Origin of the sequence: Enterobacter sp. NFIX59 (assembly GCF_900113755.1) — a bacterium.
GTDB classification, from domain to species: Bacteria; Pseudomonadota; Gammaproteobacteria; order Enterobacterales; family Enterobacteriaceae; genus Enterobacter; species Enterobacter pseudoroggenkampii.
This window is the reverse complement of record NZ_FOQN01000009.1, coordinates 1-16,295: the sequence shown is the minus strand read 5'-3', so window position 1 is coordinate 16,295 and position 16,295 is coordinate 1. Positions and strand designations below refer to the sequence as shown.

Annotated in this window: 14 protein-coding genes and 2 rRNA genes; 8 read left to right on the top strand and 8 right to left on the bottom strand. The window is 53.3% G+C overall.

Annotated elements, in window-relative coordinates; translation table 11 throughout:
* The first annotated feature begins 290 nt into the window (after positions 1–290).
* The 4 genes from glnA to BM007_RS21075 all read left to right on the top strand — a co-directional run bounded on the left by glnA (position 291) and on the right by BM007_RS21075 (position 4,564).
* Entirely contained in the window at positions 291–1,700 is a 1,410-nt protein-coding gene (glnA, locus tag BM007_RS21090; protein WP_024909217.1) for a glutamate--ammonia ligase, read from the top strand.
* A 169-nt stretch (positions 1,701–1,869) separates the two neighbouring features.
* The gene (gene glnL, locus BM007_RS21085) at positions 1,870–2,919 is read left to right on the top strand and encodes a nitrogen regulation protein NR(II) (protein ID WP_023333897.1); all 1,050 of its coding nucleotides are present in this window, start codon (positions 1,870–1,872) and stop codon (positions 2,917–2,919) included.
* Positions 2,920–2,930: 11 nt separating this feature from the next.
* Complete coding sequence (gene glnG, locus BM007_RS21080) at positions 2,931–4,343, top strand: nitrogen regulation protein NR(I) (RefSeq protein WP_024909218.1); 1,413 nt, start codon at positions 2,931–2,933, stop codon at positions 4,341–4,343.
* Between the two features lie 110 nt (positions 4,344–4,453).
* The gene (locus BM007_RS21075) at positions 4,454–4,564 is read left to right on the top strand and encodes a YshB family small membrane protein (RefSeq protein ID WP_023333898.1); all 111 of its coding nucleotides are present in this window, start codon (positions 4,454–4,456) and stop codon (positions 4,562–4,564) included.
* 100 nt (positions 4,565–4,664) lie between these two features.
* On the opposite strand, the gene hemN is transcribed toward BM007_RS21075, so the two are convergent.
* Together hemN and yihI are read right to left on the bottom strand one after the other, a co-directional pair.
* Positions 4,665–6,038: an oxygen-independent coproporphyrinogen III oxidase gene (hemN, locus tag BM007_RS21070; protein WP_090420821.1), complete on the bottom strand. Its 1,374-nt coding sequence runs from the start codon at positions 6,036–6,038 to the stop codon at positions 4,665–4,667.
* Positions 6,039–6,226: 188 nt separating this feature from the next.
* A complete protein-coding gene (yihI, locus tag BM007_RS21060; protein WP_014885763.1) occupies positions 6,227–6,742 on the bottom strand; it encodes a Der GTPase-activating protein YihI in 516 nt (171 codons plus the stop codon).
* A 577-nt stretch (positions 6,743–7,319) separates the two neighbouring features.
* Here yihI and yihA point away from each other — a divergent pair.
* Positions 7,320–7,949 carry a ribosome biogenesis GTP-binding protein YihA/YsxC gene (yihA, locus tag BM007_RS21050; protein WP_023309768.1) on the top strand — a complete coding sequence of 210 codons (630 nt, stop codon included), beginning with the start codon at positions 7,320–7,322 and terminating at the stop codon, positions 7,947–7,949.
* 311 nt (positions 7,950–8,260) lie between these two features.
* Here yihA and polA read toward each other — a convergent pair whose 3' ends face one another.
* A complete protein-coding gene (gene polA / locus BM007_RS21045) occupies positions 8,261–11,053 on the bottom strand; it encodes a DNA polymerase I (RefSeq protein ID WP_090420818.1) in 2,793 nt (930 codons plus the stop codon).
* A gap of 440 nt (positions 11,054–11,493) precedes the next feature.
* Between polA and BM007_RS21040 the strand changes: the two genes are divergently transcribed.
* Complete coding sequence (locus BM007_RS21040) at positions 11,494–12,402, top strand: acyltransferase (protein WP_090420888.1); 909 nt, start codon at positions 11,494–11,496, stop codon at positions 12,400–12,402.
* Positions 12,403–12,425: 23 nt separating this feature from the next.
* Here BM007_RS21040 and dsbA read toward each other — a convergent pair whose 3' ends face one another.
* The 3 genes from dsbA to BM007_RS21025 form a co-directional block, all read right to left on the bottom strand.
* Positions 12,426–13,049, bottom strand: a complete 624-nt coding sequence (gene dsbA / locus BM007_RS21035) for a thiol:disulfide interchange protein DsbA (protein WP_045909081.1) — start codon at positions 13,047–13,049, stop codon at positions 12,426–12,428.
* A 27-nt stretch (positions 13,050–13,076) separates the two neighbouring features.
* The gene (locus BM007_RS21030; RefSeq protein ID WP_090420816.1) at positions 13,077–14,063 is read right to left on the bottom strand and encodes a serine/threonine protein kinase; all 987 of its coding nucleotides are present in this window, start codon (positions 14,061–14,063) and stop codon (positions 13,077–13,079) included.
* A 75-nt stretch (positions 14,064–14,138) separates the two neighbouring features.
* A complete protein-coding gene (locus BM007_RS21025; RefSeq protein WP_008501866.1) occupies positions 14,139–14,408 on the bottom strand; it encodes a YihD family protein in 270 nt (89 codons plus the stop codon).
* Between the two features lie 68 nt (positions 14,409–14,476).
* Between BM007_RS21025 and mobA the strand changes: the two genes are divergently transcribed.
* Positions 14,477–15,061 carry a molybdenum cofactor guanylyltransferase MobA gene (mobA, locus tag BM007_RS21020; protein ID WP_090420814.1) on the top strand — a complete coding sequence of 195 codons (585 nt, stop codon included), beginning with the start codon at positions 14,477–14,479 and terminating at the stop codon, positions 15,059–15,061.
* Positions 15,058–15,561 (top strand): molybdopterin-guanine dinucleotide biosynthesis protein MobB, encoded by a 504-nt coding sequence (gene mobB / locus BM007_RS21015; protein WP_024909225.1) that lies wholly within the window; start codon positions 15,058–15,060, stop codon positions 15,559–15,561. Before mobA ends, mobB begins: the two co-directional genes overlap by 4 nt.
* Positions 15,562–15,659: 98 nt before the next feature.
* Here mobB and rrf read toward each other — a convergent pair.
* Both rrf and BM007_RS21005 read right to left on the bottom strand, forming a co-directional pair.
* A 5S ribosomal RNA gene (gene rrf, locus BM007_RS21010) occupies positions 15,660–15,775 on the bottom strand.
* A gap of 69 nt (positions 15,776–15,844) precedes the next feature.
* Positions 15,845–16,295 (bottom strand): 23S ribosomal RNA (locus BM007_RS21005); the annotation flags it as partial.

Genomic DNA, 16,295 nt, shown 5'->3' with positions numbered 1-16,295 from the left:
AAGTCATGCAGGGATGCTTTGTGATCGCTTTCACGGAGCGGTAAAAGGGCTCCTTAACGTAAATTGCACCAATATGGTGCTCAATGTTCACATTGAAGCACTATACTGGTGCAACAAATCCATCGTGGTGCAGCCCTTTTGCACTATGGTGCGCATGATAACGCCTTTTTGGGGTGTTTTAAAAGTTGGCACAGATTTCGCTTTATAAAAAATACATGGCACCAGCCAGTACAAACAGAAATTGAAGACCTCGTTACCACGACGACAATGACCAATCTGGAGAGTTAAGTATGTCCGCTGAACACGTTTTGACGATGCTGAACGAACATGAAGTGAAGTTTGTTGATCTGCGCTTCACCGATACCAAAGGTAAAGAACAGCACGTCACAATCCCTGCTCATCAGGTGAACGCCGAATTCTTCGAAGAAGGCAAAATGTTTGACGGCTCCTCCATTGGTGGCTGGAAAGGCATTAACGAATCCGACATGGTTCTGATGCCGGACGCGACCACTGCGCTCATTGACCCGTTCTTCGAAGAACCAACCCTGATCATCCGTTGCGACATCCTCGAGCCAGGCACGCTGCAGGGCTACGACCGTGACCCACGTTCTATCGCAAAACGTGCTGAAGAGTACCTGCGTTCTACCGGCATCGCAGACACCGTTCTGTTCGGACCAGAGCCAGAGTTCTTCCTGTTTGACGACATCCGTTTCGGCGCTTCAATTTCTGGTTCCCACGTGGCTATCGATGACATCGAAGGTGCATGGAACTCTTCCACCAAATACGAAGGTGGTAACAAAGGTCACCGTCCTGGCGTGAAAGGCGGTTACTTCCCGGTTCCTCCGGTCGATTCTTCACAGGACATCCGTTCTACCATGTGTATGATCATGGAAGAGATGGGCCTGGTTGTTGAAGCGCACCACCACGAAGTGGCGACTGCTGGCCAGAACGAAATCGCTACCCGCTTTAACACCATGACCAAGAAAGCGGATGAGATTCAGATTTACAAATACGTTGTGCACAACGTTGCGCACCGTTTCGGTAAAACCGCGACCTTCATGCCAAAACCAATGTTTGGCGATAACGGTTCCGGTATGCACTGCCACATGTCTCTGTCCAAGAACGGTACCAACCTGTTCTCTGGCGACAAATATGCCGGTCTGTCCGAGCAGGCGCTGCACTACATCGGTGGAGTTATCAAACACGCTAAAGCGATCAACGCCCTGGCGAACCCAACCACTAACTCCTACAAGCGTCTGGTCCCGGGCTACGAAGCGCCAGTGATGCTGGCCTACTCAGCACGTAACCGTTCTGCTTCTATCCGTATCCCGGTGGTAGCGTCTCCTAAAGCACGTCGTATCGAAGTGCGCTTCCCGGATCCAGCGGCTAACCCATACCTGTGCTTCGCAGCACTGCTGATGGCCGGTCTGGACGGTATTAAGAACAAGATCCACCCGGGCGAAGCGATGGACAAAAACCTGTACGACCTGCCGCCAGAAGAAGCGAAAGAGATCCCACAGGTTGCTGGCTCTCTGGAAGAAGCCCTGCAGGCGCTGGACGCAGACCGCGAGTTCCTGACTGCAGGTGGTGTGTTCACTGATGAAGCGATTGACGCTTACATCGCCCTGCGTATTGAAGAGAACGACCGTGTGCGTATGACGCCACACCCGGTTGAGTTCGAACTGTACTACAGCGTTTAATAAAGTTGTTTTACCCGGCGTGACAAGCGCCGGGGGTAGTTGCCGTGGAAACTTTTAGCCCATCTCCGGATGGGCTTTTTTCTCCACCAACAACCTGATCTCACGCGCTATTTACGCCGAAAACGCTATACTGCACTAAAACAGTGCAACAACTCCAGGAGACTGCTGAATGGCAACTGGCACGCTGCCCGATGCTGGGCAGATCCTCAATTCTTTGATTAACAGCATTTTGCTGGTCGATGACGAGCTGGCCGTTCATTACGCCAACCCGGCGGCGCAGCAGCTGCTCGCCCAAAGCGCACGTAAACTGTTCGGCACCCCGCTTCCTGAACTCCTGAGCTATTTTTCGCTGAATATTGGCCTGATGCAGGAAAGTTTGCAGGCTGGCCAGGGGTTTACCGATAACGAAGTGACGCTGGTGATCGACGGGCGCTCGCACATTCTGTCGCTGACCGCGCAGCGTCTTCCCGATGGGATGATCCTGCTGGAAATGGCGCCGATGGATAATCAGCGTCGACTGAGCCAGGAGCAGCTTCAGCATGCGCAGCAAATTGCCGCCCGTGACCTGGTGCGCGGTCTGGCGCATGAAATCAAAAACCCGTTGGGTGGATTACGCGGCGCGGCGCAGCTTCTGACCAAGGCACTCCCCGATCCCGCGCTGGCGGAGTACACCAACGTCATCATTGAGCAGGCGGACCGTCTGCGAAATCTGGTAGACCGTCTTCTTGGTCCGCAGCAGCCGGGAATGCACGTCACTGAAAGCATCCATAAAGTGGCTGAACGGGTGGTGAAGCTCGTCTCAATGGAGCTGCCGGAGAACGTCACGCTGGTACGTGATTACGACCCAAGCCTGCCGGAACTGGCCCATGATCCGGACCAGATTGAGCAGGTCCTGTTGAATATTGTGCGTAATGCCCTGCAGGCGCTGGGGCCTGAAGGGGGCGAGATTATTTTACGCACCCGCACCGCCTTCCAGCTCACGTTACACGGCGTGCGCTACCGGCTGGCGGCCCGAATCGACGTTGAGGATAACGGGCCCGGCATTCCATCGCATCTGCAGGATACCCTGTTCTACCCGATGGTAAGCGGTCGCGAAGGCGGGACCGGCCTGGGCTTATCCATTGCCCGCAGTTTGATCGATCAACACTCCGGGAAAATTGAATTTACCAGTTGGCCGGGACATACCGAGTTTTCGGTTTTCCTGCCGATTAAAAAATAAAGGTGACGTTTATGCAACGAGGGATAGTCTGGGTAGTCGATGACGATAGCTCCATCCGTTGGGTGCTTGAACGCGCGCTCACAGGGGCAGGATTAAGCTGCACGACGTTTGAGAGCGGCAGCGAAGTGCTCGATGCACTCACCACTAAAACGCCGGATGTTCTGCTTTCGGATATTCGTATGCCGGGCATGGACGGGCTGGCGCTGTTAAAGCAGATCAAACAACGCCACCCTATGCTTCCGGTCATCATAATGACCGCGCACTCCGATCTGGATGCCGCAGTGAGCGCCTATCAGCAAGGGGCGTTCGATTACCTGCCCAAACCGTTTGATATTGACGAAGCGGTGGCGCTGGTTGAGCGCGCGATTAGCCACTATCAGGAGCAGCAACAGCCGCGCCACGCGCCCGATTTTGGGCCAACGACAGACATCATCGGCGAAGCGCCGGCGATGCAGGACGTGTTTCGCATTATCGGTCGTCTGTCCCGCTCGTCCATCAGCGTATTGATTAACGGCGAATCGGGAACCGGTAAAGAGCTTGTGGCGCATGCATTGCATCGCCATAGCCCGCGGGCAAAAGCGCCGTTTATCGCTCTGAATATGGCGGCGATCCCGAAGGATTTGATTGAGTCCGAACTGTTCGGCCATGAAAAAGGGGCATTTACCGGCGCTAATACCATTCGTCAGGGGCGTTTCGAACAGGCTGACGGTGGCACGCTGTTCCTGGACGAAATTGGCGATATGCCGCTGGATGTCCAGACCCGCCTGCTGCGCGTGCTGGCCGACGGACAGTTTTACCGCGTGGGCGGCTATGCGCCGGTGAAGGTAGACGTGCGCATTATTGCCGCGACCCATCAGAACCTGGAGCAACGCGTGCAGGAAGGGAAATTCCGTGAGGATTTATTCCATCGCCTGAACGTCATCCGCGTTCATCTGCCGCCGCTGCGTGAGCGTCGGGAAGATATTCCCCGCCTGGCGCGTCATTTTCTGCAGGTGGCCGCCCGCGAGCTGGGTGTGGAAGCCAAGCAGCTTCACCCGGAAACCGATGCCGCTCTGACGCGCCTGGCGTGGCCGGGCAATGTGCGTCAGCTGGAAAACACCTGCCGTTGGTTAACCGTGATGGCCGCCGGGCAGGAAGTGCTGATTCAGGATTTACCCGCTGAGCTGTTTGAAGCGACCGCGCCTGAAAGCACTACCGGGCACGCGCTGCCGGACAGCTGGGCGACGCTGCTGGCACAGTGGGCCGACCGCGCGCTGCGTTCCGGTCATCAAAACCTGCTGTCTGAAGCTCAGCCAGAGATGGAGCGTACGCTGTTAACTACCGCGCTTCGTCATACGCAGGGTCACAAGCAGGAGGCCGCTCGCCTGTTGGGATGGGGACGTAATACCCTGACGCGCAAGCTTAAAGAGCTGGGAATGGAGTGATCGTCCCCGAAGTGTAAAGGTTATTAATTGAGCGCAAATCGCCGTTATTTTGCGCTTTACTGTTCCGATGAGTTTTGTATGATCGTGCCCGGAAATTGGGGGTGAACATCATGCTGGAAACAATCGTGAATATGCTCTCTAGCGGAGCCGCTGAAAGCCACACGCCACAAACCGCCGTTGCGGCTATGTTGTGTGCGGCGTTGGTTGGGCTGTTTAGCTAACGAGCTATCAATGAAAAGCCGGGTGGCGGCTTCGCCTTACCCGGCCTACAAAAGCGTGAAATGTAGGCCGGGTAAGCGAAGCGCCACCCGGCATTTCCGCTTAAATCACCCGCGAGAACTGCTGCATACGCGCTTTCTGACGCAGATACGCGTCGAAGCACATGCAGATATTACGGATCAACAGACGCCCTTTCGGCGTGACTTCAATCGCGCTCTCCGACACATCCACCAGCCCGTCTTTCGCCAGCGGCGCCAGAAGCTTCAGGTCTTCTGCGAAATAATCGCTGAAGTTCAGCCCCCACTGCGCTTCCACGTCGCTGAAATCGAGACGGAAGTTGCAGATAAGCGCCTTAATCACATCGCGACGGACACAGTCATCGCGCGTTAATGCAATGCCGCGCCACAGCGCGTTGCCCGTCTCATCAACCTGCTGGTAATACAGCTTCAGTTCTTTCTGGTTTTGCGCGTAGCAGTCGCCAATCATGCTGATGGCGGAGACGCCCATTCCCAGCAAATCGGTATCGCCCTGGGTCGTGTAGCCCTGGAAGTTGCGGTGCAGGACCCCTTCGCGCTGAGCTACCGCCAGTTCGTCATCCGGACGGGCAAAGTGATCCATCCCGATAAACTGATAGCCGGTTTCGGTCAGCGAGGTGATCGTTTCCTGCAGGATATCCAGCTTCTGCTGGGCAGAAGGCAGATCGGCATCTTTGATTTTGCGCTGGGCAGCAAACAGCGTCGGCAGATGCGCGTAGTTAAAGACGCTCAGGCGGTCCGGGTTGAGTTCGGCCACGCGCTTCAGGGTGAAGGCGAAGCTTTCCGGCGTTTGCTTTGGCAGGCCGTAAATCAGGTCAATATTGGTTGAGGTGAAGCCAATCTCACGCGCGTGATTGAGTAAGGCAAAGATAAATTCTTCGTCCTGCTCGCGATTCACCAGACGCTGAACCTCTTTATTGAAATCCTGCACGCCCATGCTCAGACGATTGAAGCCTTCGGCGCGTAAGTGATCCAGTACATCCAGCTCAATTTCACGCGGATCGACTTCGATCGAGATTTCAGCGTCAGCGTTAAAACTGAAATTGCCGCGCAGCAGGGTCATCAGGCGGCTTATTTGCGCTTTATTCAGATAGGTTGGCGTACCGCCGCCCCAGTGAAGCTGGCTGACGTGACGGCCAGCAAACAGCGGCGCGCGATGCACAATTTCTTGTTCGAGCGCATCAAGGTACTGGTCGGCTTTATGCTGCTGACGGGTCACGATTTTATTGCAGCCGCAGAAGTAACACAGCTTATGGCAGAACGGAATATGGACGTAGAGAGACAGCGGACGCTCAGGATAGCGCGCGACAGCCTGCTGGAAATCACGCTCTCCGAAGGCATCGGAGAACTCCAGCGCGGTGGGGTATGACGTATAACGCGGCCCGGAATAGTTATATTTCTGGATTAGGGCCAAATCCCAGTCGATAGTTGGTGCTGACATGCTCACTCCTTCCGTTGGTGTCGCGTTCGTATACGGCGGCCCGTTCTGGCCCCATCGCGGGCCATCACTCGGGTGCGCAGCCACTTCTGTCGCCGCGACAACCGCCGTAGTTTAACGAATAACCACACCAGATAACATATAACCGGAAGGGTTATAAGCAGGACTATCGTGCCTGCCGGGTGCAAATGTTAGTTTCCACCCTTCAGAAGACGCATCATATCTTCCTGCTTTTCGTCTTCTTCTTCGTCGTCTTCGTCATCGTAAGACAGGCCCAGCTTCTGCATCAGCTCGTCGATGCGATCCAGTTTGGCATCCACCCATGACTGCTCTTCGGCGGTCAGGGTTTCACCCTCTTCAAGACGTTCCAGCAGCGCGTCCAGGCGCTCATCGTTCTCCAGCAAATCCAGCTCAGCCTGCGGTGAAAGCATAGGTTTCTCGCTCTTTGGTTTGTGCTGCTTAGTGACCGGGGTGTCTGTCACGCCCAGTGGAATGGGAGTTTTACTGCCGATACGAGGATCTTTCTGCTGTTTGCCTTTTGCAGAAGCGCCCGCTGCACCACCACCGTTGGCACGGCTACCCGCAGCATGACCGCGATGTTTTTTGTCGCGTTTGCGATCGCGCGCTTCCTGGTTCAGTTCTTCGCGCGTTTTGCGGCGTGCTTTTGCAGGGCGTTTCGCGCCCGCAGCGGAGGTTGGTTTTTTCATGATGTTTTATCTTTAAGTCGTTTTCTTCAGTATAGAATTGCGGCGAAATCTAGCAGAAAGCAAGCAAAGAAAAAAGGCGACAGAGCAATCTGTCGCCTTTTTTCCTGACTCACAACCCTTAGCGGGTCAGACATTCCGTGTTTGCCAACAACAAACCCTGTTTATCCCTTGGCTAATACCGTCCGTGATACGGTTCCCTTTCCTGTTTAAACGCCTCCAGGCGCTGGTCATCCTGACAATCCTGCGTCTTCGCCTCCTGGCGCTCCTGACCCTAATCCTTAAGTCGATATCCTGTTGGCTTCCTCGCCCTGACGCACACTTTACCTTGTTCCGTTAAACTAACAAGCAACGAAACGGTACAAAAAGGGATTTTCAGACAATTACCCGGAAATAAGCTTATGATTTAAAACAGTTTGGCTTTTTTGACGCCTGCGAATTCTCTGAAATCTCCCATAGCATCTCTGGCCGATCTCTCACACCGGTTGGGGCATTCGCCTACAAGTCCTGGCAATCAGAAAAGCCTTTTGCCTGCATTCAGGTATAATCCCCCTCAGATTACGATTTTGGAGACGACCACGTGACTACCTGGAACTACCAACAGACGCATTTTGTCACCAGTGCGCCCGATATTCGCCACCTCCCTTCTGATACCGGAATTGAAGTGGCCTTTGCTGGCCGCTCCAATGCGGGGAAGTCCAGCGCCCTGAATACGCTGACCAATCAGAAGAGCCTGGCGCGTACCTCAAAAACACCTGGCCGTACCCAGCTCATCAACCTGTTTGAAGTCGCAGAGGGCAAACGCCTGGTCGACTTACCGGGTTACGGTTACGCGCAGGTACCGGAAGAGATGAAAATCAAGTGGCAGCGTGCGCTGGGGGAATACCTGGAAAAACGCCTGTGCCTGAAAGGTCTGGTGGTGCTGATGGATATTCGCCATCCCCTGAAAGATCTGGATCAGCAGATGATCGACTGGGCTGTGGCAAGCGATATCGCCGTGCTGGTGCTACTGACGAAAGCCGATAAGCTGGCAAGCGGCGCGCGCAAAGCGCAGGTGAATATGGTTCGCGAAGCGGTGCTGGCGTTCAACGGTGACGTGCAGGTTGAGCCGTTCTCCTCGCTGAAAAAGCAGGGTGTGGACAAGCTGCGTCAGAAGCTCGACACCTGGTTTAGCGAGCTGGAACCCGCGACGGAAGCGGAAGAAGAGTAATACCGAGCGCGGCGATGGCCGCGTTTTTTTTGCCTGAATTTTTCTTTGCCGCAATAAAAAACGCCCCAGTCATTACTGACTGGGGCGGCTAAAATATTCAGCCAAATCCGATTACGTGAAGTAAAAGGTCTGAAAGATAGAACATCTTACCTCTGTACCCTACGCCGATAACTCTACCCCTTTTTGTGCTGCAGAAAAAGCACTTTTTGTAGTTTTTTTTCATTCTTTACATAGGGAATTCTAATGATCGTCACAAAACGCGCGTTGTTATGTTGCAAACTTACATAAAAGGCGCGTTATGCGAAGAACCGTTAGTGAGCCTGATCCCAGTTTTCACCACTTCCCACTTCCACCAGCAACGGCACGTCAAGCGTCATGCTGCTTTCCATCAGTTCGTGGATCTTCTTCGACACGGCGTCGAGATCGTCTTTGTGCACTTCAAATACCAGTTCATCGTGTACCTGCATGATCATTTTCACGCGAGGCTTCTCTTTTTCCAGCCAGGCATCAACGGCGATCATTGCACGCTTAATAATGTCTGCCGCGGTACCCTGCATCGGGGCGTTGATCGCCGCACGCTCTGCGCCAGCGCGACGCGCCGCGTTGCTGGATTTGATGTCAGGTAAGTAGAGACGGCGACCATCAAGGGTTTCGACATAACCTTTCTCCTTCGCCTGCGCGCGGGTGCGTTCCATATATTCCAGCACCCCCGGATAACGCTCGAAGTAGAGATCCATATACTTCTGCGACTCTTTACGCGGAATGTTGAGCTGGCGCGAAAGCCCGAATGCACTCATGCCGTAAATCAGACCGAAGTTGATCGCCTTAGCGCTGCGGCGCTGTTCGTTGGTCACGCTGTCCAGCGGCAAACCGAAGACTTCTGCCGCGGTTGCCCGGTGGATATCCTTCCCTTCGGCAAATGCGCTCAACAGGCCTTTGTCACGGGACAGGTGCGCCATAATGCGCAGTTCGATTTGCGAGTAGTCCGCCGAGACAATCAGATAATCCTCTGGAGCGATGAAAGCCTGGCGAATACGACGGCCCTCTTCGTTACGTACCGGGATGTTCTGCAGGTTGGGATCGGTAGACGAGAGTCGACCGGTCGCCGCGACAGCCTGATGGTATGAGGTATGCACGCGGCCCGTTTTCGGGTTGATCATCAGCGGGAGCTTATCAGTGTAGGTAGACTTCAGCTTCGCGAGACCACGGTACTCCAGAATCACTTTCGGCAGCGGATAATCCAGCGCCAGCTCTTCCAGTACCTCTTCAGAGGTTGACGGCGCGCCGCCAGGGGTTTTCTTCAGCGGCTTGATGCCCTGCTTTTCAAACAGAATGGTTTGCAGCTGCTTCGGTGAAGAAAGGTTAAACGGCTCGCCTGCAAGCTCATGCGCTTTTTGCTCCAGCTCGGTCAGGCGCTGCGCCAGTTCCCCGGAGTGGTTATGCAGCACCGTTGGGTCTATTTTCACGCCGTTACGTTCAATGCGTGACAGCACGGGCACCAGCGGCATCTCGATATGCTGGAACACATTCAGAGGACCTTCGTGCTTCTGCAGTTTTGGCCACATCTTCAGGTGCAGCTGCAGCGTGACGTCAGCGTCTTCCGCCGCGTAGCGTCCTGCCTCTTCGAGAGCAATCTGGTTAAAGGTGAGCTGATTTTTCCCTTTGCCGGCAATCTCTTCAAACGTAATGGTTTTGTGCTTGAGCCAGCGGTCAGATAAGGAATCCATATCATGGCGACCCGCGACGCTGTCCAGAATGTAGGATTCGAGCATGGTGTCGAAGGCGATCCCGCGCAGTTCAATGCCGTAGTTTTGCAGAATGCCGCGGTCGTACTTGAGGTTTTGCCCAACCTTAAGCGCCTTTTCGTCTTCCAGGATCGGCTTCAGCAGCTCAAGCACGCGTTCACGGGAGAGCTGCTCCGGCGCATCCAGGTAATCGTGCGCAACGGGAACATAGGCCGCATGACCAGGCTCTGTCGCAAATGACAGGCCTACCATATTGGCAGAAATGTTATCGAGACTGTCCGTTTCGGTGTCAAAGGCGAAGACCGGCGCTTTTTTCAGTTTCTCGATCCAGGCGATCAGCTGCGACTCTTCAAGAAGGGTTTCGTAGTTGTCGAAGGTAAGCACCACGGCTTCTTCTTCCGCCTGCTCTTCTGCGTCAACGACAATCGTCTCCTTCGGTTTTGCCGCAGGTTTCGCCCCTTTTGCCTGCAGCCACTTGCCGGCTTCCACGTCAGTGGTCCAGCGCTTAAATTCGTATTTCTTAAACAGACTTAGAAGCTCGTCCGCAGAAGGCTGCTGCACTTCCAGCTGCTCACAGCCCAGCTCCAGTTCGACATCGGTTTTGATGGTTGCCAGCTTATAGGAGAGATAAGCCACCTCTTTGTTCTCTTCCAGCTTCCCGGCCATGGTTTTTGCACCACGGAAGGAGAGCCCGGCGATTTTGTCTGATTCGGCGTAGAGCGTATCCAGCCCGCCAAGCCCCTGAAGCAGCGCCTGCGCGGTTTTCTCACCGACGCCGGGAACACCAGGAATGTTATCCGAGGAGTCGCCCATCAACGCGAGGAAGTCGATAATCAGCTCAGGCGGCACGCCATACTTAGTGACCACTTCTTCTGGCCCCAAAATGGTGTTGGTCATGGTGTTAATCAGGGTGATACCTGGCGTTACCAGCTGCGCCATATCTTTATCACCGGTGCTGATCAGCACAGGACGCCCCATTTTTTCTGCTTCACGCGCCAGCGTGCCGATGACGTCATCGGCTTCAACGCCGGAGACGGCCAGCAGCGGCAGCCCCATCGCTTTTACCATGGCATGCAGCGGCTCTATCTGCGCACGCAGATCGTCAGGCATTGGCGGACGGTGGGATTTGTAATGTTCAAACAACTCGTCGCGGAACGTTTTGCCTTTTGCATCAAAAACGACGGCCGCATGGGTTGGCTGATACTGCAGGATCAGGCTGCGCAGCATATTCAGCACGCCGTACATTGCGCCGGTAGGTTCCCCTGCGCTATTGGTCAGAGGAGGAAACGCATGGTATGCCCGATACAGGTAAGAAGAGCCATCGACGAGAATAAGAGGGTTTTCTGGGATCTGAACCATAATGTCCGTGCCTTTAATCAATTTATGAGTAAAGGATGCCACAGAAGGATGAAAACATCAGTTATTAGCGCCAGATACAGGAAAAGATTTTGCGATCGTGAGGATCGCTCGCAAAAATAAAACTGTGGATAAGTTTGTGAATATTTTCACTTCATATGAATAACAGACGCGAAAAACACATATGAGGTAATATTTAGATCTTAATTATCATGCTGTTATGTTGTTAGATCTTATCTATATGGTCAACTGATGGCAATTTAGTCTATGTGGATATAAGCCTTGATTCGCGCAGAACCCCAGAGAAATCTGCTGCGCCAGGGTAAAAGCCGCCAAATCATCATGTGAAAGCGCCATTCATTCGTCTGTTTTCTGGTAAAATCAGCGCCCAGCGTCGACTAGCCGGTCGCTCACTTACAGCTAACTATTTGAAAAAGCTCATCATGTCGAGATTGCTCGCTGCAATAACATTACTGCTAAGCATCATTTTAACTATCCTGGTGACGATCGCCTGTTCCGTGCCGATCATTCTCGCCGGGATCATTAAACTGCTGCTGCCCGTACCCGTGGTGTGGCGAGCCGTGTCCGCATTTTGTAACTTCATGATGTATTGCTGGTGCGAAGGGCTGGCGATCCTGTTGTGCCTTAACCCGCATCTGAAGTGGGATGTCAAAGGGCTCGAGAGTCTCAACAAAAAGAACTGGTACCTGCTGATCTGCAATCACCACAGCTGGGCGGACATCGTGTTGTTATGCGTGCTTTTTCGCAAACACATCCCGATGAACAAATACTTCCTGAAACAGCAGCTCGCCTGGGTGCCTTTTATCGGGCTGGCCTGCTGGGCGCTTGATATGCCGTTTATGAAACGCTATTCGCGCAGCTATTTGATTCGTCATCCGGAACGTCGCGGTAAGGATGTGGAGACCACACGTCGTTCCTGTGAAAAGTTTCGCGCACATCCTACGACCATCGTGAACTTTGTTGAAGGTTCCCGGTTTACGGAAGAGAAGCGCCAGCAAACTCGCTCTCCTTATCAGCACCTGTTGCCGCCAAAAGCGGCAGGGATTGCGATGGCGCTTAACGTACTGGGAGCACAGTTCGATAAACTTCTTAACGTCACGCTCTGCTATCCGGAAAACGACAGGACACCGTTCTTCGATATGCTCAGCGGCAAACTGACGCGCATTGTCGTGCACGTCGATCTGGTTCCGATTGACGCTGAACTGCACGGTGATTACGTAAACGATAAGAACTTCAAACGTCGTTTCCAGCAGTGGCTTAATACGCTCTGGAAAGAGAAAGACGAACAGATAGACAAGATAAAATCTTCATACAAAAACGCCGGTCAGTGACCGGCGTTTTTACATCAACGAAATTACTTCTTCTCAACCAGGTATTTCACGGTATCTGCATACTGCTGTACGAAAATATCCATGCTGCTGGTGTCCATGCCCTGCATGTTCAGCTGATATTTGCCGTTAACAAACATCGCCGGAACGCCCTGAAGCTGGAGATCAGCAGCCGCTTTTTCCTGCTGGGCAACCAGTGATTTCACCACGAAGCTGTTCCATGCGGCATCGTACTCTTCACCTTTCACGCCCGCATCAACGAACACTTTACGGATATCCGCAGTGGTCTGAACGGTCTGGGTTTTCTGTACGGCTTCAAACATTGGCGAAGTGATCTTATCTTCCACGCCCAGTGCCATCGCCACCGCCCATGCCTGAGTCAGGTCTTTACCCAATGGGCCCAGGAACTCAACGTGGTACTTGGTCATTTTGGTGCCTTCCGGCAGCTTTTTCTTCACGTTGTCAGAAACATGCAGCACTTGCTCGAACTGATAGCAGTGTGGGCAATAGAACGAGAAGAACTCCAGAACCTGTGGCTCGCCAGCGACCGGCTTGTCCAGCGTGATGAACTGTTTGCCGTCGGTAAACTGCGCAGCAGAAGCGCTAAATGCCAGAATCATACCTGCCAGCGCCAGCCAAATTTTTTTCATGATTAACTCTCTCCTGGGTGTGTCCAATTAATACATCGGCGTTAATTGCAGAGGGGGCTCCTGAAGAACCTTAACCTGCTCAGTAAATGTAGATATCTGGCTACGCCAGTAATCCTCTCCGGTAAGCCACGGGAAATTGCGAGGAAATGCCGGATCGTCCCAACGCCTGATTAACCATGCGAGATAATAAACAAAACGCATCGCACGTAAAGGCTCAATCAGGGCAATTTCGTCTGAATTAAACGGGCTAAATTCTTCATAAGCTTCAATAATGGTTTCAAGCTGCATGCGTTGCTCGGCTTTGTCGCCATTGAGCAGCATCCACAGGTCCTGAACCGCTGGCCCCATACGCGCATCATCGAGATCGACAAACAGCGGGCCATCACGCCAGAGAATATTCCCGGCGTGACAATCGCCATGCAGGCGCAGAACGGAAATATCATCGCGCCAGCAGGTTTTCACTGCAGCAATAAGCTTATCGGTGGCGTTGAGGAAATCATCCTTTAGCGCAGCGGGGATCATTGCAGACGTTTCGAATAGTTCGCGCGGTTCAAGGAGGTATTCCTGAATCCCCATCGTTGGGCGGGCAATAAAGGCTTTTTTGCGTCCCGTCTGGTGGATACGCCCAAGATAGCGGGCAACCCATTCCATCTGATCGATATTATCCGCTTCAAACTGACGTCCCCCCAGGCTCGGGAATACAGCGTAGTAAAACCCTTCGTGCGTGAGGAGCGTTTGGTTATTAAATTTTAGCGGTGCGGCAACGGGAACATCGTCATCCAGCAGATCGTGAGCAAACTGATGCTCTTCCTGAATTTGTTCTGCGGACCAGCGTTCAGGACGATAGAACTTTACGACGAAGCGCTGACGATCCTCGTCCTGAAATTGATAGACGCGGTTTTCGTAGCTGTTTAATGGGGTTAGCCCGGAATCCACCCGAATACCCTGTTCAAACAGGGCATCCATAATGGTGTCCGGGTGTAATGTCTGGAAAGTAAAAGCCTGGTCGTTCATCCGATCATCCGGAAATTATACGAATGATTCAGGATATCATCTTGTGGCGATTTCGGTGCCGCCGCTTACAAGCTTTTACTCTTTAATTACGCCTCGGGCGCGCAATAATGCGGTCTTAAAATCTTCCTCATAATCTTTCTGAATACCAGGAATAACAGCATCTTTGGCAGAGTCGCGCATTTTAAGGTGGTAGATCAGGATGTCGTCAGAAAGGTCTGCCAGATCGCCGTCAAAACCTGACTCTTTCGCCAGTTTCTGTAAAAATTGCATCAGATTTAGCTCTGGCTCTTTTTGCCAGGCGGGCTGGAGGAGTTCAATAACTTCATTCAGACGTTTACATTTCATGGTGGTGCTCCTTTCATTTAGAGTGACACGTTAGCAGGGTCAATCCCACAATAAAAGAGGCGATATTCGTGAATCTTAGCCAGGAAATCATCGGGGTCGTTCTGGCAGGCGGCAGAGCAACGCGAATGGGCGGTAAAGATAAGGGGCTTCAGCTTCTTAATGGAAAACCCTTGTGGCAGCATGTCGCCGATACGCTCGCCGGCCAGGTGACGGCAATGACCATCAGCGCGAACAGGCATATCGACACTTACCGGCGCAGCGGATACGCCGTTTATCAGGATAGCCTTGAGAATTACCCGGGCCCGCTGGCCGGTATGCTTTCGGTCATGCAACAGTCGCACGGAGAGTGGTTTATCTTCTGCCCTTGCGATACGCCGTTTATTCCCTCCGGTCTCGTCGAGCGTCTGCTCCTGCTTCGTGGTACAGCACCTGTGGTTTGGGTACATGACGGCGAGCGTGACCATCCTGCTATCGCGTTGATGCATCGTTCGCTAGCGCCTGCTCTGCAGAGCTATCTGGCTGCGGGAGAGCGCAGGGTGATGGTCTTCATGCGTGAGTCTGGCGGCCATTCCGTTGATTTTAGCGATGTGAAATCAGCGTTTGCGAACGTGAACACGCATGATGATTTGCAGATGATGCAGGAGAAAAAATGATACCTCTTTTAGCCATTTCCGCATGGAGTGGGACCGGGAAAACCACGCTGCTGAAAAAGCTGATACCCGCGCTGTGTGCCAGAGGCCTTCGTCCTGGATTGATTAAGCATAGTCATCACAACATGGATATCGATACGCCAGGAAAAGACAGCTATGAGCTGCGTAAGGCCGGAGCAGCACAAACGATGGTAGCAAGTCCTCAGCGCTGGGCGTTAATGACAGAAACGCCGGATGAGGCGCCGCTGGATCTCGCTTATCTGGTCAGTCGGATGGATCATTCCACCCTGGATCTGGTGCTGATTGAAGGATTTAAGCATGAGGCAGTGCCTAAGATCCTGCTGTTCAGAAGCGATGCCGGGCATGATTTCAGCGAGTTAACGCTGGATGAGCATGTGATTGCGGTGGCCAGTGATGTGGTATTGCCACTTGAGGTTCCGGTGCTGGACTTAAATGATGTGGATGGGATTGCGGGCTTTATTGTGACGTGGAGTGCGGTCTGACGTGCCGGGTGGCGGCTTTGCCTTACCCGGCCTGCCGTTTTTTTGGCGCATAAACGCAAAAAGGCCATCCTTTCGGATGGCCTCTTCACTTGTTTGAAGCCTGGCAGTTCCCTACTCTCACATGGGGAGACCCCACACTACCATCGGCGCTACGGCGTTTCACTTCTGAGTTCGGCATGGGGTCAGGTGGGACCACCGCGCTAAAGCCGCCAGGCAAATTCTGTTAATCTGTATCAGGCTGAAAATCGTCTCTGTCTCTTCGCCGAAACAGCTTCGGCGTTGTAAGGTTAAGCCTCACGGTTCATTAGTATCGGTTAGCTCAACGCATCGCTGCGCTTACACACCCGACCTATCAACGTCGTCGTCTTCAACGTTCCTTCAGGAGTCTTAGGGTGTCAGGGAGAACTCATCTCGGGGCAAGTTTCGTGCTTAGATGCTTTCAGCACTTATCTTTTCCGCATTTAGCTACCGGGCAGTGCCATTGGCATGACAACCCGAACACCAGTGATGCGTCCACTCCGGTCCTCTCGTACTAGGAGCAGCCCCCCTCAATTCTCCAGCGCCCACGGCAGATAGGGACCGAACTGTCTCACGACGTTCTAAACCCAGCTCGCGTACCACTTTAAATGGCGAACAGCCATACCCTTGGGACCTACTTCAGCCCCAGGATGTGATGAGCCGACATCGAGGTGCCAAACACCGCCGTCGATATGAACTCTTGGGCGGTATCAGCC

Bases quoted from the DNA above. Each gene is read 5' to 3' on its own strand.
- yihI (WP_014885763.1), bottom strand. From the start codon at position 6,742: ATGAAAAAACCAACCTCCGCTGCGGGCGCGAAACGCCCTGCAAAAGCA.
- glnG (WP_024909218.1), top strand. From the start codon at position 2,931: ATGCAACGAGGGATAGTCTGGGTAGTCGATGACGATAGCTCCATCCGT.
- BM007_RS21030 (WP_090420816.1), bottom strand. From the start codon at position 14,063: ATGAACGACCAGGCTTTTACTTTCCAGACATTACACCCGGACACCATT.
- glnA (WP_024909217.1), top strand. From the start codon at position 291: ATGTCCGCTGAACACGTTTTGACGATGCTGAACGAACATGAAGTGAAG.
- dsbA (WP_045909081.1), bottom strand. From the start codon at position 13,049: ATGAAAAAAATTTGGCTGGCGCTGGCAGGTATGATTCTGGCATTTAGC.
- BM007_RS21025 (WP_008501866.1), bottom strand. From the start codon at position 14,408: ATGAAATGTAAACGTCTGAATGAAGTTATTGAACTCCTCCAGCCCGCC.
- mobB (WP_024909225.1), top strand. From the start codon at position 15,058: ATGATACCTCTTTTAGCCATTTCCGCATGGAGTGGGACCGGGAAAACC.
- glnL (WP_023333897.1), top strand. From the start codon at position 1,870: ATGGCAACTGGCACGCTGCCCGATGCTGGGCAGATCCTCAATTCTTTG.
- hemN (WP_090420821.1), bottom strand. From the start codon at position 6,038: ATGTCAGCACCAACTATCGACTGGGATTTGGCCCTAATCCAGAAATAT.
- polA (WP_090420818.1), bottom strand. From the start codon at position 11,053: ATGGTTCAGATCCCAGAAAACCCTCTTATTCTCGTCGATGGCTCTTCT.
- BM007_RS21040 (WP_090420888.1), top strand. From the start codon at position 11,494: ATGTCGAGATTGCTCGCTGCAATAACATTACTGCTAAGCATCATTTTA.
- BM007_RS21075 (WP_023333898.1), top strand. From the start codon at position 4,454: ATGCTGGAAACAATCGTGAATATGCTCTCTAGCGGAGCCGCTGAAAGC.